17 protein-coding genes are annotated in these 16,763 nt (G+C 63.4%); 5 read left to right on the top strand and 12 right to left on the bottom strand.

Going from position 1 to position 16,763, the window contains the following annotated elements; all coding sequences use genetic code 11:
• Nucleotides 1-330 precede the first annotated feature (330 nt).
• From H163_RS0103445 to H163_RS0103430, 4 genes are all read right to left on the bottom strand, one after another.
• Entirely contained in the window at nt 331-594 is a 264-nt protein-coding gene (locus tag H163_RS0103445; protein ID WP_019963150.1) for a hypothetical protein, read from the bottom strand.
• A 267-nt stretch (nt 595-861) separates the two neighbouring features.
• Complete coding sequence (locus H163_RS0103440) at nt 862-1,797, bottom strand: DMT family transporter (RefSeq protein ID WP_019963149.1); 936 nt, start codon at nt 1,795-1,797, stop codon at nt 862-864.
• The gene (locus tag H163_RS0103435) at nt 1,794-2,786 is read right to left on the bottom strand and encodes a bifunctional riboflavin kinase/FAD synthetase (RefSeq protein WP_019963148.1); all 993 of its coding nucleotides are present in this window, start codon (nt 2,784-2,786) and stop codon (nt 1,794-1,796) included. Before H163_RS0103435 ends, H163_RS0103440 begins: the two co-directional genes overlap by 4 nt.
• A 162-nt stretch (nt 2,787-2,948) precedes the next feature.
• Nucleotides 2,949-3,407 carry a MaoC family dehydratase gene (locus H163_RS0103430; RefSeq protein WP_019963147.1) on the bottom strand — a complete coding sequence of 153 codons (459 nt, stop codon included), beginning with the start codon at nt 3,405-3,407 and terminating at the stop codon, nt 2,949-2,951.
• 251 nt (nt 3,408-3,658) lie between these two features.
• Between H163_RS0103430 and H163_RS0103425 the strand changes: the two genes are divergently transcribed.
• Both H163_RS0103425 and H163_RS0103420 read left to right on the top strand, forming a co-directional pair.
• On the top strand, nt 3,659-4,042 hold the full coding sequence (locus H163_RS0103425) for a response regulator (protein WP_019963146.1): 384 nt from the start codon (nt 3,659-3,661) through the stop codon (nt 4,040-4,042).
• A gap of 284 nt (nt 4,043-4,326) precedes the next feature.
• The gene (locus H163_RS0103420) at nt 4,327-4,914 is read left to right on the top strand and encodes a protein phosphatase CheZ (protein ID WP_208975298.1); all 588 of its coding nucleotides are present in this window, start codon (nt 4,327-4,329) and stop codon (nt 4,912-4,914) included.
• 69 nt (nt 4,915-4,983) lie between these two features.
• Here the strand turns inward: H163_RS0103420 and H163_RS0103415 are convergent, their stop codons facing one another.
• Nucleotides 4,984-5,856: a TIGR01459 family HAD-type hydrolase gene (locus tag H163_RS0103415; RefSeq protein WP_019963144.1), complete on the bottom strand. Its 873-nt coding sequence runs from the start codon at nt 5,854-5,856 to the stop codon at nt 4,984-4,986.
• A 156-nt stretch (nt 5,857-6,012) separates the two neighbouring features.
• Between H163_RS0103415 and mutL the strand changes: the two genes are divergently transcribed.
• Nucleotides 6,013-7,938 (top strand): DNA mismatch repair endonuclease MutL, encoded by a 1,926-nt coding sequence (mutL, locus tag H163_RS0103410; RefSeq protein WP_019963143.1) that lies wholly within the window; start codon nt 6,013-6,015, stop codon nt 7,936-7,938.
• A gap of 132 nt (nt 7,939-8,070) precedes the next feature.
• Here the strand turns inward: mutL and H163_RS0103405 are convergent, their stop codons facing one another.
• Nucleotides 8,071-9,234: a porin gene (locus H163_RS0103405; RefSeq protein ID WP_026355402.1), complete on the bottom strand. Its 1,164-nt coding sequence runs from the start codon at nt 9,232-9,234 to the stop codon at nt 8,071-8,073.
• A 473-nt stretch (nt 9,235-9,707) separates the two neighbouring features.
• On the opposite strand from H163_RS0103405, the gene H163_RS0103400 reads away from it, so the two are divergent.
• Nucleotides 9,708-9,974 carry a hypothetical protein gene (locus H163_RS0103400; RefSeq protein ID WP_019963141.1) on the top strand — a complete coding sequence of 89 codons (267 nt, stop codon included), beginning with the start codon at nt 9,708-9,710 and terminating at the stop codon, nt 9,972-9,974.
• 34 nt (nt 9,975-10,008) lie between these two features.
• Here the strand turns inward: H163_RS0103400 and rsmD are convergent, their stop codons facing one another.
• Together rsmD and H163_RS22100 are read right to left on the bottom strand one after the other, a co-directional pair.
• Nucleotides 10,009-10,569, bottom strand: coding sequence for a 16S rRNA (guanine(966)-N(2))-methyltransferase RsmD (gene rsmD / locus H163_RS0103395; RefSeq protein WP_019963140.1), 561 nt, complete (start codon nt 10,567-10,569; stop codon nt 10,009-10,011).
• An 11-nt stretch (nt 10,570-10,580) separates the two neighbouring features.
• The gene (locus H163_RS22100) at nt 10,581-12,125 is read right to left on the bottom strand and encodes a pseudouridine synthase (RefSeq protein WP_051105318.1); all 1,545 of its coding nucleotides are present in this window, start codon (nt 12,123-12,125) and stop codon (nt 10,581-10,583) included.
• Nucleotides 12,126-12,791: 666 nt separating this feature from the next.
• On the opposite strand from H163_RS22100, the gene H163_RS0103385 reads away from it, so the two are divergent.
• A complete protein-coding gene (locus tag H163_RS0103385; RefSeq protein WP_115336400.1) occupies nt 12,792-13,274 on the top strand; it encodes a nucleoside deaminase in 483 nt (160 codons plus the stop codon).
• Nucleotides 13,275-13,280: 6 nt separating this feature from the next.
• On the opposite strand, the gene H163_RS0103380 is transcribed toward H163_RS0103385, so the two are convergent.
• The 4 genes from H163_RS0103380 to H163_RS0103365 all read right to left on the bottom strand — a co-directional run bounded on the left by H163_RS0103380 (nt 13,281) and on the right by H163_RS0103365 (nt 16,735).
• Nucleotides 13,281-14,225 carry an MBL fold metallo-hydrolase gene (locus H163_RS0103380; protein WP_081625949.1) on the bottom strand — a complete coding sequence of 315 codons (945 nt, stop codon included), beginning with the start codon at nt 14,223-14,225 and terminating at the stop codon, nt 13,281-13,283.
• A 173-nt stretch (nt 14,226-14,398) separates the two neighbouring features.
• On the bottom strand, nt 14,399-14,752 hold the full coding sequence (locus H163_RS0103375; protein WP_019963136.1) for a hypothetical protein: 354 nt from the start codon (nt 14,750-14,752) through the stop codon (nt 14,399-14,401).
• A gap of 141 nt (nt 14,753-14,893) precedes the next feature.
• On the bottom strand, nt 14,894-15,727 hold the full coding sequence (locus tag H163_RS0103370) for a patatin-like phospholipase family protein (protein WP_040678052.1): 834 nt from the start codon (nt 15,725-15,727) through the stop codon (nt 14,894-14,896).
• A gap of 105 nt (nt 15,728-15,832) precedes the next feature.
• Complete coding sequence (locus tag H163_RS0103365; RefSeq protein ID WP_208975297.1) at nt 15,833-16,735, bottom strand: alpha/beta fold hydrolase; 903 nt, start codon at nt 16,733-16,735, stop codon at nt 15,833-15,835.
• Nucleotides 16,736-16,763 lie beyond the last annotated feature (28 nt).

Raw genomic sequence — 16,763 nt, 5'->3', positions numbered from 1 at the left:
ACGCTGGTAGCGCTGGCATGCCCCGACCCGGCTGGGGCCCAATTCCTTTGGGCCGCTGAATGAATGTCTTGGCCGGCTCTTGCCAGATATTGACCCAGTCATGAGGTGACGGGATCAAGGCAAAGAGCTCGTCGTACCGTTCAACCCATCCATCGCCGCCGTATCCCCCCGCACCGGCACGCGTTGGCTGAAGCCAGATGCTTGTACCGTTTGCCGGGAGCTTCCCGGTTCAAGGGGCAAGCGTCATCGCGTTGCAGGAACAGCAGGACGTTGCTTCTTCCCTGGCATTCGTTGCAGATGCAGCCTGATTGCCGGTGCCGTTCCATCGGCTCAGCCGTCGCGCTCGACCTCGTTGCGGATGTCCGCAACGCTGCGTCCAGGATTGCGGCGCTTTTCTTCGACCACGCGCGCCTGTTGACGGGCCTCGTGCTCCGCATGGGCCTGCTGCTCCTGCGCTTCCCGCATACCTTGATAGGCCTCGGTGGCTTCGTTGATCTTTTCTCCGACCTTTTGACCGCCCTGGAGAGCACCTTCGATGCCGCCGCCGATGATGCCCTTTGCGGTTTCTCCAGCTGTCTCGCTGATTTTACCCATTTTAATCTCCCTTTGATTGCTGCAGGTCTTTTATTTTCAAAGTTACCTGCGGCATAAAATAGATAGGAAGCCTCAAAATCATGAGCTGATGTGTATCAGTTTGATGTTGCAATTTTTCATTCATACAAGCTCTCTATGAGCCTGACTCTCCGGGACTTGTTCAAGACCCGGCGGCGCTTGGGCAATTTCAAGGCGTCATGCGCACACATTGCAGAGTCTGGGTATTATTGTTGCAGCCCCATTGCAGTTCTGTGCAGCGAGTCTTGCTCAGCCTTCGTGGCGGATGCGTTCCCGGTGGGCAATGTAGATGCCGCTGGCAACGATCAGCGCGATGCCGGCCCAGGTCATCAGATCGGGAAAATCGCCGAAGACCAGAAAGCCGAACAGGGTGGCGCTGACGATTTCCAGATAGTTGAACGGGGCAATGACCGACGCTGGCGCCAGCGCCAATGCCTTCACGATCAACCCGTGCGAGACAAAGGAAATGGCACCGATGGCAAAGAGCAGCGACATTTCGATGCTGTTGGGCATGGCCGCCACAATGCCCGTCGTCTCCGCGCCAAAAGCGGCAATAACCGCAATGACGATGGCCAGCGTCACTCCGCCTCCCAGCGAGGTCGTGAACTGCATGGACAGCATGCTGTCCTCACCTGCCAGAATGCGGGTCGTCAGCAGGTAGAGCGCAAACAGGCAGGCGGTCACCATCGGCAGCAGCGCGGCCGCGCCAAAGGCATCAAAGCCCGGGCGGATGATCATGATCGCCCCGATCAGCCCCACCACCACGGCGGCCCAACGGCGCGGGCCGACTTGCTCCTTCAGAAAGATCGCGGAAAGAGCAGTCAGCACCATCGGCTGGATGAAGAAGATGGCAATGGCATCGGCGACCGGCATCACCTTGAGCGCCGTGAAGAAGGCGAAGGTGGCGCCCGCCAGAAAGATGCCGCGCAGCATGTTGACGCCCCAGCGCTTGGGCATCAGGGTGCGCAGGCCCCCTGTCATGATCAATGCGCCGAGCAGGGTAAAAACCGCCTGGAAGAAGAAACGACCGAAGCCGATAAGCAGCGGCGCGACCGTGGCAGACAGGTACTTTGCGACCGTATCCATGCCCGGCACGATGATCATCGCCAGCGTCATCAGCAGGATGCCCTGCAGGATATCCGCCTTGCTTGAGATCCGGCTGGCAGGCGAGGATGCGCCCGTCATGACAGGGGCACGGCGCCAAGCGCCAGATCGAGGGCCGACAGGGGCTGGATGCTGGCAAGGGCGGCGCGTGCTTCGGCGCTGTCCTGGTCCATCTGCGCAATCAGCGCCTCGATGCTGTCAAAGCGCTCTTCGGGCCGCAGGTAGGAGACGAATCGCACCCGCAGCGTCTTGCCATAAAGGTCACCGGAGAAATCGAACAGGAACACTTCCAGCAGCGGCGCGCCGTTGTCGAAGGTCGGGCGGCGGCCAAAGCTGGCAACCCCATCATGACGCTGGCCGTCCACTTCCACCCGCACCGCATAGATGCCGTGCTTCAGCGTGCAGTCATCGGCAAGGCGCAGGTTCGCGGTGGGATAGCCGAGATCGCGGCCGCGCTTTTCGCCATGGCGCACCTCTGCCTCGGCAAACCAGCGGTAGCCAAGCAGGCCGTTGGCCAGTGCCAGATCGCCCTCTGCAAGGGCAGCCCGGATGCGGGAAGAGGAAATGACCTCGCCGCTCTCGTCATTCTCCGCCGCAACGATGGTGACGCCGAAGCCGTGCTTTTCGCCTGAGGCACGCAGGAAATCCGGCGTGCCGGCCCGGCCCTTGCCGAAATGGAAATCATAGCCAGTGACCGCGTGGCGGATGCCGAGGGCGCCGATCAGGATCTCCTCGACGAAACGCTCTGCCTCAAGGCTGGCGAAATCGCGGGTGAAAGGCAGAACGATCAATCCGTCGAGCCCAAGCGCTTCCATGACTTCCGCCTTCACGTGGGCGGGCGTCAGGCGGAAGAGTGGCACATGCGGCGTGAAAACCGAGCGCGGATGCGGCTCGAACGTCATGGCAATGACCGGCCGGCCATGGCCGTGTGCTTCATCAATCGCCGCCTGCAGCACGGCCCTGTGGCCCCTGTGCACACCATCGAAGTTGCCAATGGCAACGGCGCTGCCCTTGAGGTGCGCCGGTAACGAGGCCAGATCCTCGACAACTGAGAAAGGCGTAACGGTCATCAGAGATGAGAACCTGCGGGCTGGACTGCGGGCGGATCTGCAGCAGACATGAAACTTGCGGCCTGACACGGGGCGCCGCCCTTGTCAGGATTTGCCGGACCCTGCCGTTTTCATGGCCTCTCGTCAAGCGCGCATTGGCCACTGCCCGTGCTGTCTGCCCCCTCAACTCTGGTGGCCGGGAAAGTCCCGTTCGGTCCCCCGGGCAGGGACCTTGACCATGGCTTCACCTTCCAGAACCACTGTCTCCCCGACGCGGCAGATGCAGGACAGACGGGCCCGGTTGCCCTTGGGCAGAAGCTCCGCGACCTTCACCTCCACCGTCACATCATCACCGATCCGCACCGGTGCCTTGAAGTTCAGGGTCTGCGACAGATAGATCGCGCCGGGGCCGGGAAGACGCGTGCCAAGCAAGGCTGAGATAAGGCTCGCAGTATAAAGCCCATGGGCGATGCGCGTCCGGAAGGGCGTGCGTGCGGCAAAATGCTCAGACAAGTGGATTGGATTGCGATCACCGGACACCTCGGCAAAACCGACAATATCAGATGCGCTCACGTGCTTCGTCAGAGTCTCGCTCATGCCCTCGCTCAGGTCCTCGTAGCAAAGCTGACGCAGCTCAAGCATTTTTCCCTCCCAATACCAGAAACGTGCCCTTAAATACCGGTACGCACGCTATGGGGCAGAGTGCTCGGGCACAATACGCCTTTGGGGGAAGAAAATGGCTGGCGCTATTAACGGTCTTTTCAGGGGAACCGCTTAGATTGCCCAAGTATGGGGAGGTGGGAACACGACAGTCGTGTCTTCCTCCTGAACGTCAGATCTCGTCATTTCCGGCCCAGAGGGTGGGCCCTGTAATTGACAGTATGGAGTAGACAATGGCCCTTGACCTTTCGATGCCGGTCCTGGTGGTCGATGATTACAAGACCATGATCCGGATTATCCGGAACCTGCTGAAGCAGCTTGGTTTTGAAGATATCGACGATGCAGCCGATGGTACGGAAGCCCTGGAGAAGATGAAGCAGCGCAAGTATGGCCTGGTCATCTCCGACTGGAACATGGAACCGATGACCGGTTACGAGCTTCTCAAGCAGGTTCGTGCTGACGCCAGTCTCTCCAAGACGCCGTTCATCATGGTGACTGCTGAGTCCAAGACCGAAAACGTGATCGCCGCCAAGAAGGCCGGCGTGAACAACTACATCGTGAAGCCGTTCAACGCGCAGACGCTGAAGGGCAAGATCGAAGCAGTCTTCGCGGACTGACAGAATTCGCTCACCCCGGCGGACTGCGCTGCTCCTCTCGCAGCCACGTCCGCCTGAGTGACCGGTCAGCCGATCCTCTCACGTCTGTCATGGTCCGGATGGCACTCCGGCATGTGGCGCAGGGCGCTGGGCCTGTTCTTGGCAGCAGAACGGGTGATCGTTGCTGGCTATGCAAAACGGAGGGCTGAACAATGGCCACAATGACTAAAGAGAATGTGGTCCGTGTCATCGAGTTTTTGGAAAAAAACAAAAGCCGTGACGGGGAAGTTGGCCTGAATGACGTCATGCAGCTTGCTGAGGTGATGAGCGGCTCCATGCACGACTTCCTGCTGGCGGTGCAGCCGGCGGTGACGGGCGAACTGAAGGCAATCGCCGGCGAAATCACGCGGATGAAGGAAGAGATCACCGCGCTGCGTGCCAACGACATGAAGCAGCAGAAGATTCCCGATGCCGGGCGCGAACTCGATGCCATCGTCGAGGCGACCGAATCGGCAACGCACACGATCATGACGGCTGCCGAAGAAATCATGGGCGCCGACACGTCGGATGGCTTGGCCTATCAGGAACTCGTCAACAACAAGATGATCGAGATCTTCGAGGCCTGTGCCTTCCAGGACATCACCGGCCAGCGCATTTCCAAGGTTGTGGGCACCCTCAACTACATCGACCAGCGCGTCTCCGCCTTCGTTGAAAAGCTGCGCATCGTGGAAACGATGGAACCCGCGGCCGAAGAAACCGAAGCCGACCGCCGCAAGCGCGAGCTGATCCTGCACGGCCCTCAGATGGCTGGCGAAGGCGTCTCGCAGGATGATATCGACGCCATGATGAATGGCGGCGGTTCTCAGGACGACATCGACAAGCTGTTCGGCTGACGTCCGCCTGTCTTACGAATTCAAGAAGGGCCGCAGCGGTGAAGCTGCGGCCCTTTGCGTTTCAAAGGCTTACCAGCTGAGGCGCGGCAGCGCGGCGCGGGCGGAGAAGCCCTCTTCGGCGAGACGGCGGCGGATCAGGGCTTCATCCGGCGTATCGGCCGGGCCGAAGTCCGAGGCATGGATGCCGCCGGTGATGAACAGCACGTCCAGATTCTGGGCGTCTGCGCCGCGAATGTCCGTCGGCAGGCCGTCGCCGATGGCCAGCACCTTCGAACGGTCGAAGTCCGCACCCTGGATCTGCTGCAGGCGGGCAAGCGCTGCATCATAGATCGGCTTGTGCGGCTTGCCCGGCTGGGTGACGCGGCCGCCCAGATCTTCATAAAGGCGCGCAAGGGCACCGGCGCACCAGATCAGCTTGTCACCGCGCTCCACCACGATATCCGGGTTCGCGCAGACCATCAGCAGCCCGCGTGCGGCAAGCGCTGTCAACTGGTCGCGGTAATCGTCCGGGGTTTCGGTTTCATCATCAAAGAGGCCTGTGCAGCTGATCAGATTGGCATCCGTCTCGCTCACAATCTCAAGCCCGGTGCCGTCATAGAGGGAAAGATCCCGCTCCGGCCCGATGTGGAACAGCTTGCGCTCTGTGCTGCTGGCCAGCAGGTGGCGTGTCACATCACCGGAGGTGACGATATCATCATAGGCATGGCGCGGAACGCCAAGCAGTGCCAGCTGCTCGTGGATGGGCTCTGACGGGCGGGGCGCATTGGTGATGAGCACCACCGTGCCACGCTGCTCCTGGCGGAAGCGGGTCAGCGCCTCATGAGCGGCCGGAAAGGCGGCGACACCATTGTGCAGCACGCCCCAGACATCGCTGAGAATGCCCCTGTAATCAGGCGCAATGGCACCGAGGCCGGGGATGAGCAGGGGGGCTGTTGCGTTCATGGGGGCCTCTTCCGGGCTGATCTGGTAACATTGGCGGGAATCGGGACGTTGTCCCGCGCAGGCTGGCGGACAATATACGAAGCCGCGCGCGGGAGAAACCGGGCATAACAGGCGCTTCAATCAGGCATCAGCAGGCAGGCGCCACAGGACGGGCAGATGGCAGTCAGACAACTGGGCGAGGCGGTGATCAACCGTATCGCGGCAGGCGAGGTTATCGAACGGCCCGCCAGCGTGATCAAGGAACTGGTGGAGAATGCGGTCGATGCGGGCGCCTCCAGCATCGACATCGTGACGGCGGCAGGCGGCAAGACGCTGATGCGCGTCTCCGACGATGGCCTTGGCATGACGGCCGCCGATCTGGCGCTGGCCGTGCGCCGCCATTGTACGTCGAAACTGCATGAGGAAGACCTGTTCGACATCCGCACCCTCGGATTCCGGGGTGAGGCTCTGCCCTCCATCGGCTCCATCGCAAGGCTGGGCATTACCACCCGCCATGCGCAGGAGCCTCATGCTTGGCGCATCGAGGTGGAGGGCGGAACGGAGAGCGATGTGCATCCGGCTGCCCGGCACAAGGGCACGCAGGTGGAAGTGCGCGATCTCTTCTTTGCCACGCCCGCCCGCCTGAAATTCCTCAAGACCGACAAGGCGGAAGCCGCCGCTGTGACGGATGTGGTCCGCCGCATCGCGCTGGCCTATCCGGAGGTAGGTTTCCAGCTGTCCGGCTCGGACCGGACCGCGCAAAGCTGGCCAGCTGCGCGCGGCGAGGATCCGCGCATGGCGCGGCTGGCGCAGTTGCTGGGCAAGGGGTTTCTCGACAATGCCATGGAGATCACGGCAGAGCGGGAGGGCGTGCGCCTGACCGGTTTTGCCGGTCTTCCCACCTACAACAAGGGCACGGCACAGCAGCAGTTCTTCTATGTCAACGGCCGCCCGGTGCGCGACAAGCTGCTGCTGTCGGGCCTGCGCGGCGCCTATGCGGATGTGCTGGCCCGTGACCGGCATCCGGTCGTGGTGCTTTATATCGATCTGGACCCGGCTCTGGTGGATGTGAATGTGCATCCTGCCAAGGCCGACGTGCGCTTCCGTGACGGGCAACTGGTGCGTGGACTGCTCGTCGGGTCGATCAAGCAGTCTCTGGTGATGGCAGGCCACCGGTCGTCCACCTCAAATGCCGCTGCAGCCATGGAGGCTCTGCGGACCGGCATGGCGCCGGGCATGGGCGAAGCGGCCGGAAGTGATGCTCAGCGCTCTGCCGCCTATCAGGGCAATTATGGCGGAAGTCCGCGCAGCGGCATCGCTGGCTGGCGCCCTGCTGCGGGCCCTTCAGCGGCGCAAGGCGGCTGGGACTGGCGCAGCTCCGCCTACCGGCCATCAGAAGATGGCACCGCTCCGGCAGATGAGGCGGGCTTTGCCGAAGCTGCTCAGGCAGCACTGGCTGACATCGTCATGCCCTCCGCCGATGCGCGGGCGCATAGCGAGCCGGCCGGCCAGGAGAACATGCAACGCCCGCTTGGCGCAGCCCGGGCGCAGGTGCACGAGACCTACATCATCTCGCAGACCATGGACGGCGTTGTCATCGTTGATCAGCATGCCGCACATGAGCGGCTGGTCTATGAGCGGCTGAAGGAAATGCTGGCTGCCCGTGACGTGCCGCGCCAGATGCTGCTGATCCCGGAAATCGTCGAGTTGCCGGAAGAAGACGTGCACCGGCTGGCCGAACATGCGGATGAACTGGAGGCTGCCGGGCTTGTGCTGGAGCCCTTCGGCCCCGGCGCCATCGCCGTGCGGGAAACACCTGCCATGCTGAAGTCGCTGAACATCCGGGCGCTGGTGCAGGATCTGGCGGATGAACTGACCGAGTGGGAAACGGCGTCAGGCCTCAAGGAAAAGCTCGATCACGTGGCGGCGACGATGGCCTGCCATGGCTCCATCCGCGCCGGCCGCCGCATGCGTCCGGAAGAGATGGATGCATTGCTGCGCGAGATGGAAGCAACACCGCTTTCCGGCCAGTGCAACCACGGACGGCCGACATGGATCGAGCTGAAACTCTCAGACATCGAAAGGCTGTTCGGCCGGAAGTAGCGATCCGGTTCGGGTCTGGACCTGCTTCATAAAGAAGAGGGCCGCACGGTGGCGGCCCTCTGGTCTCGTCCTGGGAGGGACTGTGTCAGAACGTGGCATGGCGCAGGTGCACCATGCCACAGAGCTTCATCATCAGAACACGCGCTCGACGCGGATCGTGGTGTAGAACTCGTCGCGGTCACGGCGGCCCGAGCTACGGTTGTAGTCGAAGCTGCGGTAGGCGAATTCGGTGCCGATGGAAAAGTCGGAAACCGGCTTCCAGTTGACGTTGAAGTTGGCGCCCCACTGCTTGAAGTCGTTGGCAGTGCCAGCTGCATCGGCGGAGTAGTAGCCGCCTTCAATGTTGGCATCCCACTGCTCGCTGAAGTTATGCAGGAAACCAGCGCCAATGCCCCAGGCCTTGGTGGTCTTGAGTGCAGCACCGGTCAGCGTTGCGTCAGAGATCGACGCATCCCAGGAGTCGAGCACATAGCCCGATGCACCATCGCCATACATGGCCTGCAGCGCAAAGGCGTCACCCTGAGCGAAGTAGGGAACGTTGATCTGCACACCGGCGCCGACGGCGTAGCCAACCTTGCTGTCGGAACCAGCGGTAACTGCGCGTGCCTCGTGGAGGGCACCCATGACCTGTGCGGAGCCCCAGGCCTGATCAAGGCGCAGGTTAGCGACCAGATCCGGCAGACGATGTCCGGCGTAGGCGCTGCCGTTGATGCCCCAGCGGCGGACGGTGCCATCCTCGATCGAAACGGTCGCGCTCAGGCCATTGCCCAGCGATGCCGTATAGGCGGCAACCCAGTTGCGCACATCGGTGTACTGGGTCTGGAAGTTGCCGTAGGAGTAGCCCGTCCAGAAGTCATACATGGACGCGGTGCGGCCGAAGGTGAAGTTGCCGAACTGGACGAAGGCGTGCTCGAGCGTGGTGGAGGTGCCGGTGCCGTTGTTCGAATTGTTTTCGAAGTAGGTGTTAATGTAGGCGCGGACGAGGCCGTATTCGCTGTTGGTGCGCGCATCCAAACGGATGGTGCCACGGGCACGCGTGTAGGTGCTGAAGTCCGTGCGGTCATCCCAGGCATTGTCACTGTCGCCGAAATTGTCAAAGCGATACTCGGCGCGGACACGTCCTTCGACGCGCAGGCAGGTTTCGGTGCCGGGGATATAGAAGAAGCCGGTGCCGAAAGCATCACAGACGCGGACGTAATCAACCGGCTCGGGAGCAACCGGGAGATCGGCTGCAAGGACGCCAGCAGAAGAGGCAGCCAGAAGTGTCATTGCAGAAATCAGTCGTGCACTGCGCATTCAGAGATCCTTCCCAAAGAGCCAGCTCCCCGCCCCAAAGGCGGCTGGTGAGTCGGTGTTCGATACCAAGATGATACGCCGGCTTGAAAAAAAGAAAATCGGCAGAACAATGAGATTTACTTATTTAATCGGGTAGATGCAAAAAAGACACGCGCCTGTTTACAGGGCTGCATTCTGATTGTGAAAAATGCAAATGGATGAAAGCTTTGGCAGTCAAGTAAGGTGTTGTCTGCCTTGTTTTTGACCATATGACTAAGGGGCGTGCGCCTCCCGTGGTTGATCGTTTTCCGCAGCAGGCAGGGGAGAGCGGGCCGGCCGGTCCCGGGCAGGAGACTGAGCTGATTGCCCATCATGCGCCCGTCACGCGCCCGTCACGCGCTTGTCTTGGACGCGTGGCAATCAAGTGGGAGGCAGGGAATCCGCCGGCTTCGGCGAGGGCGCTGCGGCGGAGTGCCGGGAGACTTCAGATCCGTATGAAAAGCATTGTCTGGCTGGCCGCACTTCCGGTCCTGCTCGCGGGGCTTGTGACATTGCCCCTGCCGCTGCCAACCGGGCTTCCTCTCATCGCCCTGAGCCTCTTCATGGTGCTTGCTGCCAGCCCCTGGGCCATCCGCCTGCTGAGACGCCTGCGGCGGCGGTCGCTGCGCCTGAACGGTATCTTCATGAAGCTGGAGGACAAGGCTCCGCTGCGGCTGGGGCGCGTGCTGAAGCGCACCCGTCCCCGCATCAGGATGCCGTGACCGCAAAACCGCAGCCTTTAGCCTGAAAAGGGGATCAGCGCGGCATGCAGCGCGCGAAAAGCACCTGACTGTCGCCGCTTGTGCGCTGGTCGAGAAGCTCGAAGCCAGCCGGAAGCGTGACCGTGTTGCTGGCCCGTTCTTCCAGAATGCAGATGGCGCCACCGGCCAGCCAGCCGCCTTCGCGGGCAGAGGCCAGGGCCAGTTCGCCGAGGCCCTTGTCATAGGGCGGATCGGCGAAGAGCAGGTCAAACGGCTCGATTGTTCCGGCTGCACCCAGTTTCGTGGCATCCCGGCGCAGGATCTTGGCGGCGCCGTTGAGGCCGAAGGCTTCCATGTTGCGGCGGATCACGCCGCGCGCATCCGCGCCTTCCTCAACGAAGGTGGCGTGTTTTGCACCACGGCTGATGGCCTCGAAGCCGAGGGCGCCGGTGCCGGCAAACAGATCCAGCACCCGTGCGCCCTCAAGATCCGCGCCGACGCCATGCAGCAGGATGTTGAAGATGGTTTCGCGCAGCCGGTCGGAAGTCGGGCGCGTGGCGTCCGACTTCGGCGTGGCAAGGCTTGCGCCCTTGAACCGTCCGGCAACGATGCGCATAACCGGTCCTCTTAGCCGCGCGAACGGGGCTTGAAGCCGCCGCCACCGCCGCGCTTCGGCCCGCCGGGGCCGCTGCGCACGGGCCGGTTTCCACGGTCAGGCCGGTTGCCGTGGTCCGGACGGGGACCGCGATCGTCGCGCTGGCCACGCTCAGGCCGGTCACTGCGTTCGAAACGGCTGCCGCCTGCGGGGCGTTCGAAACGGTTGCCGCCTTCGGGGCGCTCGCGCCGCTCCGGACGCTCGGGCCGCTCGGAACGCTCGCGCGGACGGATCGGCCGGTCATCCGGGTCACGGAAGGCGGGCTTGCGGTCACGGCCGGTGCGCTGTTCCTGCTGCTTGTCCTCAACCAGGCCCTCTGCCCCCCAGATGCGGCGGGGGCGGGGCGTGCGCTGCGGACGCTCGTCTTCAGCCTTGCGGACGGAAGGCTCGCGCGTCAGGCGGAAGCGGCTGCGCGGGGAGACCTTCTGCGGACGCTGGCTCTCACCGCCTTCACGCTTGCCACCCTCCCGGTTGCCATCACGGCCACCGTCTTTGGCGCCAAAGCTGCGCTCGCCGCCTTCAGGGCGCGGCCTGCGCGGGCCCTTGGGGCGGTTCACGGCTTGTGCGCCGTCACGTGCGGTCATCCACTCGCCACGGGTCTTGGGACCCTGCTGCTGCGGCTTCTTCTTTTTCGGCTCTTCCTTCGGAGCGGCCTGGGTCAGCACCGGAGCTTCAAAGTCGGCCCCTGCGGCTTCCGCCAGCTTGTCGCCCAGCTGGTCACGCAGCACGCGGCCCTTGATCTCGCGGGCCTCACCTTCGGGCAGGTCGAGAAGCTGAAACGGGCCGAAGGAGAGACGGATCAGCCGGTTGACCGACAGGCCCAGATGCTCCAGCACGCGCTTGACTTCGCGGTTCTTGCCCTCGCGCAGGCCCAGCGTCAGCCAGACGTTGTCGCCCTGCGTCTTGTCCAGAACCGCTTCGATGCCGCCGTAAAGCACGCCGTCAATGGCAACGCCATCGGCCAGCGCGTTCAGCTGGTCTTGCGTGATCTCGCCAAAGGCACGCACGCGGTAGCGGCGCAGCCAGCCGGTGGCAGGCAGTTCCAGCACACGGGCAAGGCCGCCGTCATTGGTCAGCAGCAGCAGGCCTTCGGTGTTGATGTCGAGGCGGCCGACGGACACTACGCGCGGCAGGTCCTCGGGCAGCTTCTCGAAGACGGTCGGACGGCCTTCCGGGTCGAAGTTGGTCGTCACCAGGCCGCGCGGCTTGTGATAGAGCCACAGGCGGGTGCGCTCCTTCTGCGGCAGCGGCTCGCCATCCACCAGAATGATATCGTCTTCCGTCACGGTGATGGCCGGAGTGGTCAGCACGGTGCCGTTGACGCTGACGCGGCCGTTCGTGATCCACACTTCCGCATCGCGGCGCGAGCACAGCCCGGCGCGGGCCATCACCTTGGCGATACGCTCGCCGTCATGGGACGACACTTCGGGCGCAACGCGCACGGCCTGCGGCTTGGGAGCCGCCTGGCGCTTGGGCGCAGGCTTGCTGTCTGCGCGCTTGGGCCGGTCGTTGCGCATCGGGCGGTCATCACGATAGGGGCGGTCGCCGCCACGGGGAGCCCAGCCATCACGCTGCTGCGGGCGGTCGCCGCCACGCGGGGCCCAGCCATCACGCTGCTGCGGGCGGTCGCCGCCACGGGGGGCCCAGCCGTCACGCTGCTGCGGGCGGTCGCCGCCACGGGGAGCCCAGCCGTCACGCTGCGGACGCTCGCCGCGCGGGGCACCGTCATTGCGGTCGCCGCGCTGGCCGCCACGCGGGCCGTGCCCGCGCTCGTCAAAGCCGCCTTCGCGGCCCTGACGGTTGTCCTGGCGGTTATCTGGGCGGTCACCCTGACGGTCGCCTTGGGGGCCGCTCTTGCCACCGAAGCGGGGGCCGGAAGAGCGGGGGCCAGAAAAGCCTTTGCCGGGCGCGCGGTTGCCGCCGCGTCCGGAAGAGGAAGAGCCTGCGCCATCGTTACGGCGCGACGGGCCGCCGGGGCGATTGCCGCGGGGCCGGGAAGGAGTTTTATTGCCGGTCATGGCCGCCTCATAGCAGAGCTTGCACGGTTTAGGAATCAAGCAAATGCGGCTGCCGCACAAAATTCGCAGCTCTTGGCAAACGCCTCAGGCGACGGAGCGGCTGACGCGCGGCTTGCTTTGCTCTAAAAGCACCAGAAAGACAGGCAGATAGCAGCGTAACCGGACATGAACCCACCCAAGGCAACAGAGCGCAACGCCCCCGTCCGGTCCTTCATGGATCTGGCACTGGAAGAGGCGCGTCTGGCCGCCTCGCGCGGTGAAGTGCCGGTGGGCGCCGTGCTGGTGTGTCAGGGCGAGGTTCTGGCAAGGGCGGGCAACCGCACGCTGGAACTCAATGATCCCACGGCCCATGCCGAGGTGCTGGTCATCCGCATGGCCTGCGAGGCACTTGCCTCCCAGCGGCTGCCGGGGTGCGATCTCTATGTCACGCTGGAGCCGTGCCCCATGTGTGCAGGCGCCATCTCCTTCGCCCGCATCCGCCGGCTCTACTACGGGGCGGGGGATGAGAAGGGCGGCGCTGTGGATCATGGCGTGCGCTTCTACGCCAGCCCCACCTGCCACCACGCGCCGGAGGTCTATTCCGGCTTTGCCGAAGCCGAGGCGTCTCAGCTGCTGAAGGATTTCTTCCGCAGCCGCCGGGAGGATTAAGGGGTACTACCCGCCGCCCGGCATCATCACCATGACTGTTCGCTGCTCCGGCTGCAGCTTGCGGGAGAGAACGGCAGAGGAGGTCGGGTAGGGCGTCACGGCCCAGCCATCGCTTGCAGCCCGTGCGAGGAAGCGCTCCAGCGCGCCGGTGAAGTGAAAATGCATGGGCACGACCACGGTTGGCTTGATGCCGTCCAGAACGGCCATCAGGCTGTCGAGGCGCAGGGTGGCGGCATTGTCCACGGGTGCCAGCACCACGTCGATCCGGCCGAGCGTGGCCAGATCATCCGGCGTCAGCTGGTGATGCAGGTGACCGAGGTGGGCAATGCACAGGTCCGCCAGTTCGAAGATGAAGATGGAATTGCCGAAGGCGCGCGTTTCCCCGTCCCAGCCGCGGGCGTTGGTCGGCAGGTTGCGGATGCGCACGTCTTCGACACGGATGTCGTGATGGATGGGGCCACCTTCCGGGTTCCAGCCCGTGAGCACATGCTCGATGGACGGGTCCGGGTTGAGCGTGAAGTGCGTGGAATGGGCGTTGTTCATGGTCGCAACGCGCGGCGGCAGCGCCGGTTTTTCCCGGTCGTTGTAGTCCGTTGCGATGCGCACGCCCTTGGGGCTGGTGATTTCAAAGGTCGAATGACCGATGTAGCGCAGGCCCACCTCGTCCTGAGCCAGGGAAGCTGCCTGCGCCAGCTGCAGCGCAAGGTCAGGCGACGCGCTGGCGACCTTTATGCCGGAGGGCAGCACCCAGCCGCTGGTCTGAGGCGCTTGCGGGCCGGAGGCGATCAACTGGCAGCTGGCGGCAGCCGGAGTGGCAAGGCTGAGGCCTGCCAGAAGCGGGGCTGCGCGCCACAGGGAGGACCGGAGTTGCCGCCATGCGGCGTGGAGCTGTCCGGCAGCTTGCCTGAGACTTGCAGATCTGCGGTGGCTTTCGGAACTATCCCTGACCATGGCGCACCCCGTCCTGATGCGGTGATGGAAAGAGCGTAGGCCAGATCGTCCGTCAGGCAAGCTCACTTTTGCGTCAGAGCCCGGCAGGCGGACAAAGAAAAAGCGCCGCTCCGGATGTCTTGGCTGGGGGAAGACGGAGCGGCGCGAGGCGGGGGCAGGCGGGAGGAAAGACCTTACCCCTTGATTACACAGAGAGTTACCGGCGGCCTTGCACCGCGCTGAGGCTGGAACTTGTCGCAAGGCAGGCTGGCCTGCATCTCGCGGGACTGGCGGTAAAGAATTTCACCGGCATGACCGGCTTCGTCGAGCAGCGCGCGCAGGCTGCAGCCTGCTGCGATCATCAGCCCGATGGGCCGCAGATGCGCCTTGCGGTAGCAGAATACGGCAAGCCGGGCTTTCTGCTCTTCCGGCAGATCTCCGGCGGCGCTTGCGGCCGAGGCTGCGTTCAGGTGCATAAGGTGCTGGAAGGTCTCTTCCGAGACCGGGCAGGTGTCCTCATCCAAGGACCGGGATGCAACGCGGGTCATGCGGTTTCTCCTTCTGGATACAGGAGAAATTCTCAATCGCGCATATTAAACAATGGTTAATTTGGCATTCTGCGTCAAATAATGGCATGAAAAGATATCATAACACCGGACGAATACACGGAAGCCGCGCAATTTTGCGGTTTACGCCGCTTTTTCGAGCAGTTTTGAGAGCCGGACTTTCACAAACTCACGTAGCGGCTCTGCGGATTCGAGCACCATCCGGGTCTTCATGAAGTCGAGAACGCGTATGTCGTCGACGGCTGGCCGCACAAGTATATCCGGCCGCTTTTGCTTGAGTTTTTCTGCAGTAATTGTACGCATCAGGATCTGGGACGAGCCGAACAGGGCATCCAGCGTGGCCGGAGCATTCCGGTGGGTTTTGCGCGGCACGGGCACGCCCACCACATCGACGGCAACGGTGATTTCGCAATCGGCAGGCAGAATGTCAAAGGGCAGGGGATTGGCGATGCCGCCGTCAATCAGCACTTTGCCGCCCATTTCGACCGCCCGGAACACGGCCGGGATGGCGATGGAGGCGGCGATGGCTGGGCGCAGCGGACCTGTGGTGATGTCAATCTCGCTGCAGCCGTAGAAATCAGTGGCCAGCACCGTCAGCGGGATCTTCAGATCCTCGAAATGATCCGGGATCAGATCTGCGGCAAACAGATTGACCACCTTCAGCGGGTCGAACTGCGCAATCCCGCCGCTAAACATATCGGTGAAGCGTTTGGGCCGCAGCTGCCACAGGCGGGCAATCAGCGCGTTGCGGTGGCGGAAGGTTTCAAGCGCATAGTCATACAGTTCCGTGCCTGACAGGCCAGCCGCATAACCGGCCCCCAGCAGCGCGCCGATGGATGAGCCGGTGATGTGGCAGGGCTTCACGCCCAGATCGTCAAAGGCCTGAAACACCGGGATATGGGACATGCCGCGCGCTCCGCCGCCGCCAAGGGCAAGGCCGATCCGGGGGTAGGTCATCTTGAAACTCGCTTCCTGCATCTGCGCGGGGAGATGTTCCTGTATCAGGGTTGCGCCTGTCTTGCGTGATTTATCCGGCAGGAAAATGACAGGAACGCCGGCCGCTTATTCTCCCTGCAGAAACGGCAGAAGGGCCGCCAGCGTTCCAACCGGGTTCTCCTCGGCGAGAAAATGCCCGCCGGTCACGCCTTCGCCTTCCGCCTGCGGTGCCCAGCGGCGCCACACATCCAGCGGCGTGCCAGCGCCCGGTGCAATGCCTGACGTGCCCCAAAGCGTCAGCAGCGGGCAGGCGATCTGCCGTCCTGCGGCGATGTCGGCACCGTCATGCTCCAGATCAGTCGTGGCGCCTGCCCGGTAGTCCTGACACATGGCGTGGATGCGGGCGGGCTGGCGGAAGGCGAGCCGGTAACAGTCCAGCGCCGCCGGATCAAAGGCAGCAAGGCTTCTGGCGGCTGTCCAGCTCGCCATGGTGTGATCGATGTAATAGTCCGGGCTGCCGCCGATCAACGTTTCGGGCAGGGGTGCAGGCTGGGCAAGGAAGGCCCAGTGGTAGACCTTGAGCGCGAACTGCCGGTCCATGCGGGCCCAGTAGTCATGGGTGGGCAGAATATCCAGCACGGCGGCGCGGCTGACGGCTTCCGGATGATCCAGCGCCAGCCGGTAGGTGACACGTGCGCCCCGGTCATGGCCGCAGACCATGAAGCGCTCGTGGCCAAGGCCGCGCATCAGTTGAGCCACGTCCTGCGCCATCTGCCGCTTGGAATAGAGGCTGGCACCCCCTTCGGGTGCATCGCTGGCGCCATAGCCGCGCAGATCCGGGATCACCAGTGTGAAATGCCGCACAAGCTCCGGCGCGATGCGGTGCCACATCACATGGCTTTGCGGAAAGCCGTGAAGCAGCAGCAGGGCTGGCCCTGAGCCGCCGAGACGGCAGAACAGCCGGACACCGCCAGCCTCCATCATTCTGGCGTCAAATCCGGGAAAAAGATCTGCCTCGGGTGCTGTCATCATCCGGCTCCTTCCTGTGCTGACGGCA

The sequence above is a fragment of the Pannonibacter phragmitetus DSM 14782 genome (assembly GCF_000382365.1).
In the GTDB taxonomy this organism is placed as follows: Bacteria; Pseudomonadota; Alphaproteobacteria; order Rhizobiales; family Stappiaceae; genus Pannonibacter; species Pannonibacter phragmitetus.
The sequence above is the reverse complement of the archived record's forward strand: the minus strand, read 5'-3'. Positions and strand labels throughout refer to the sequence as shown.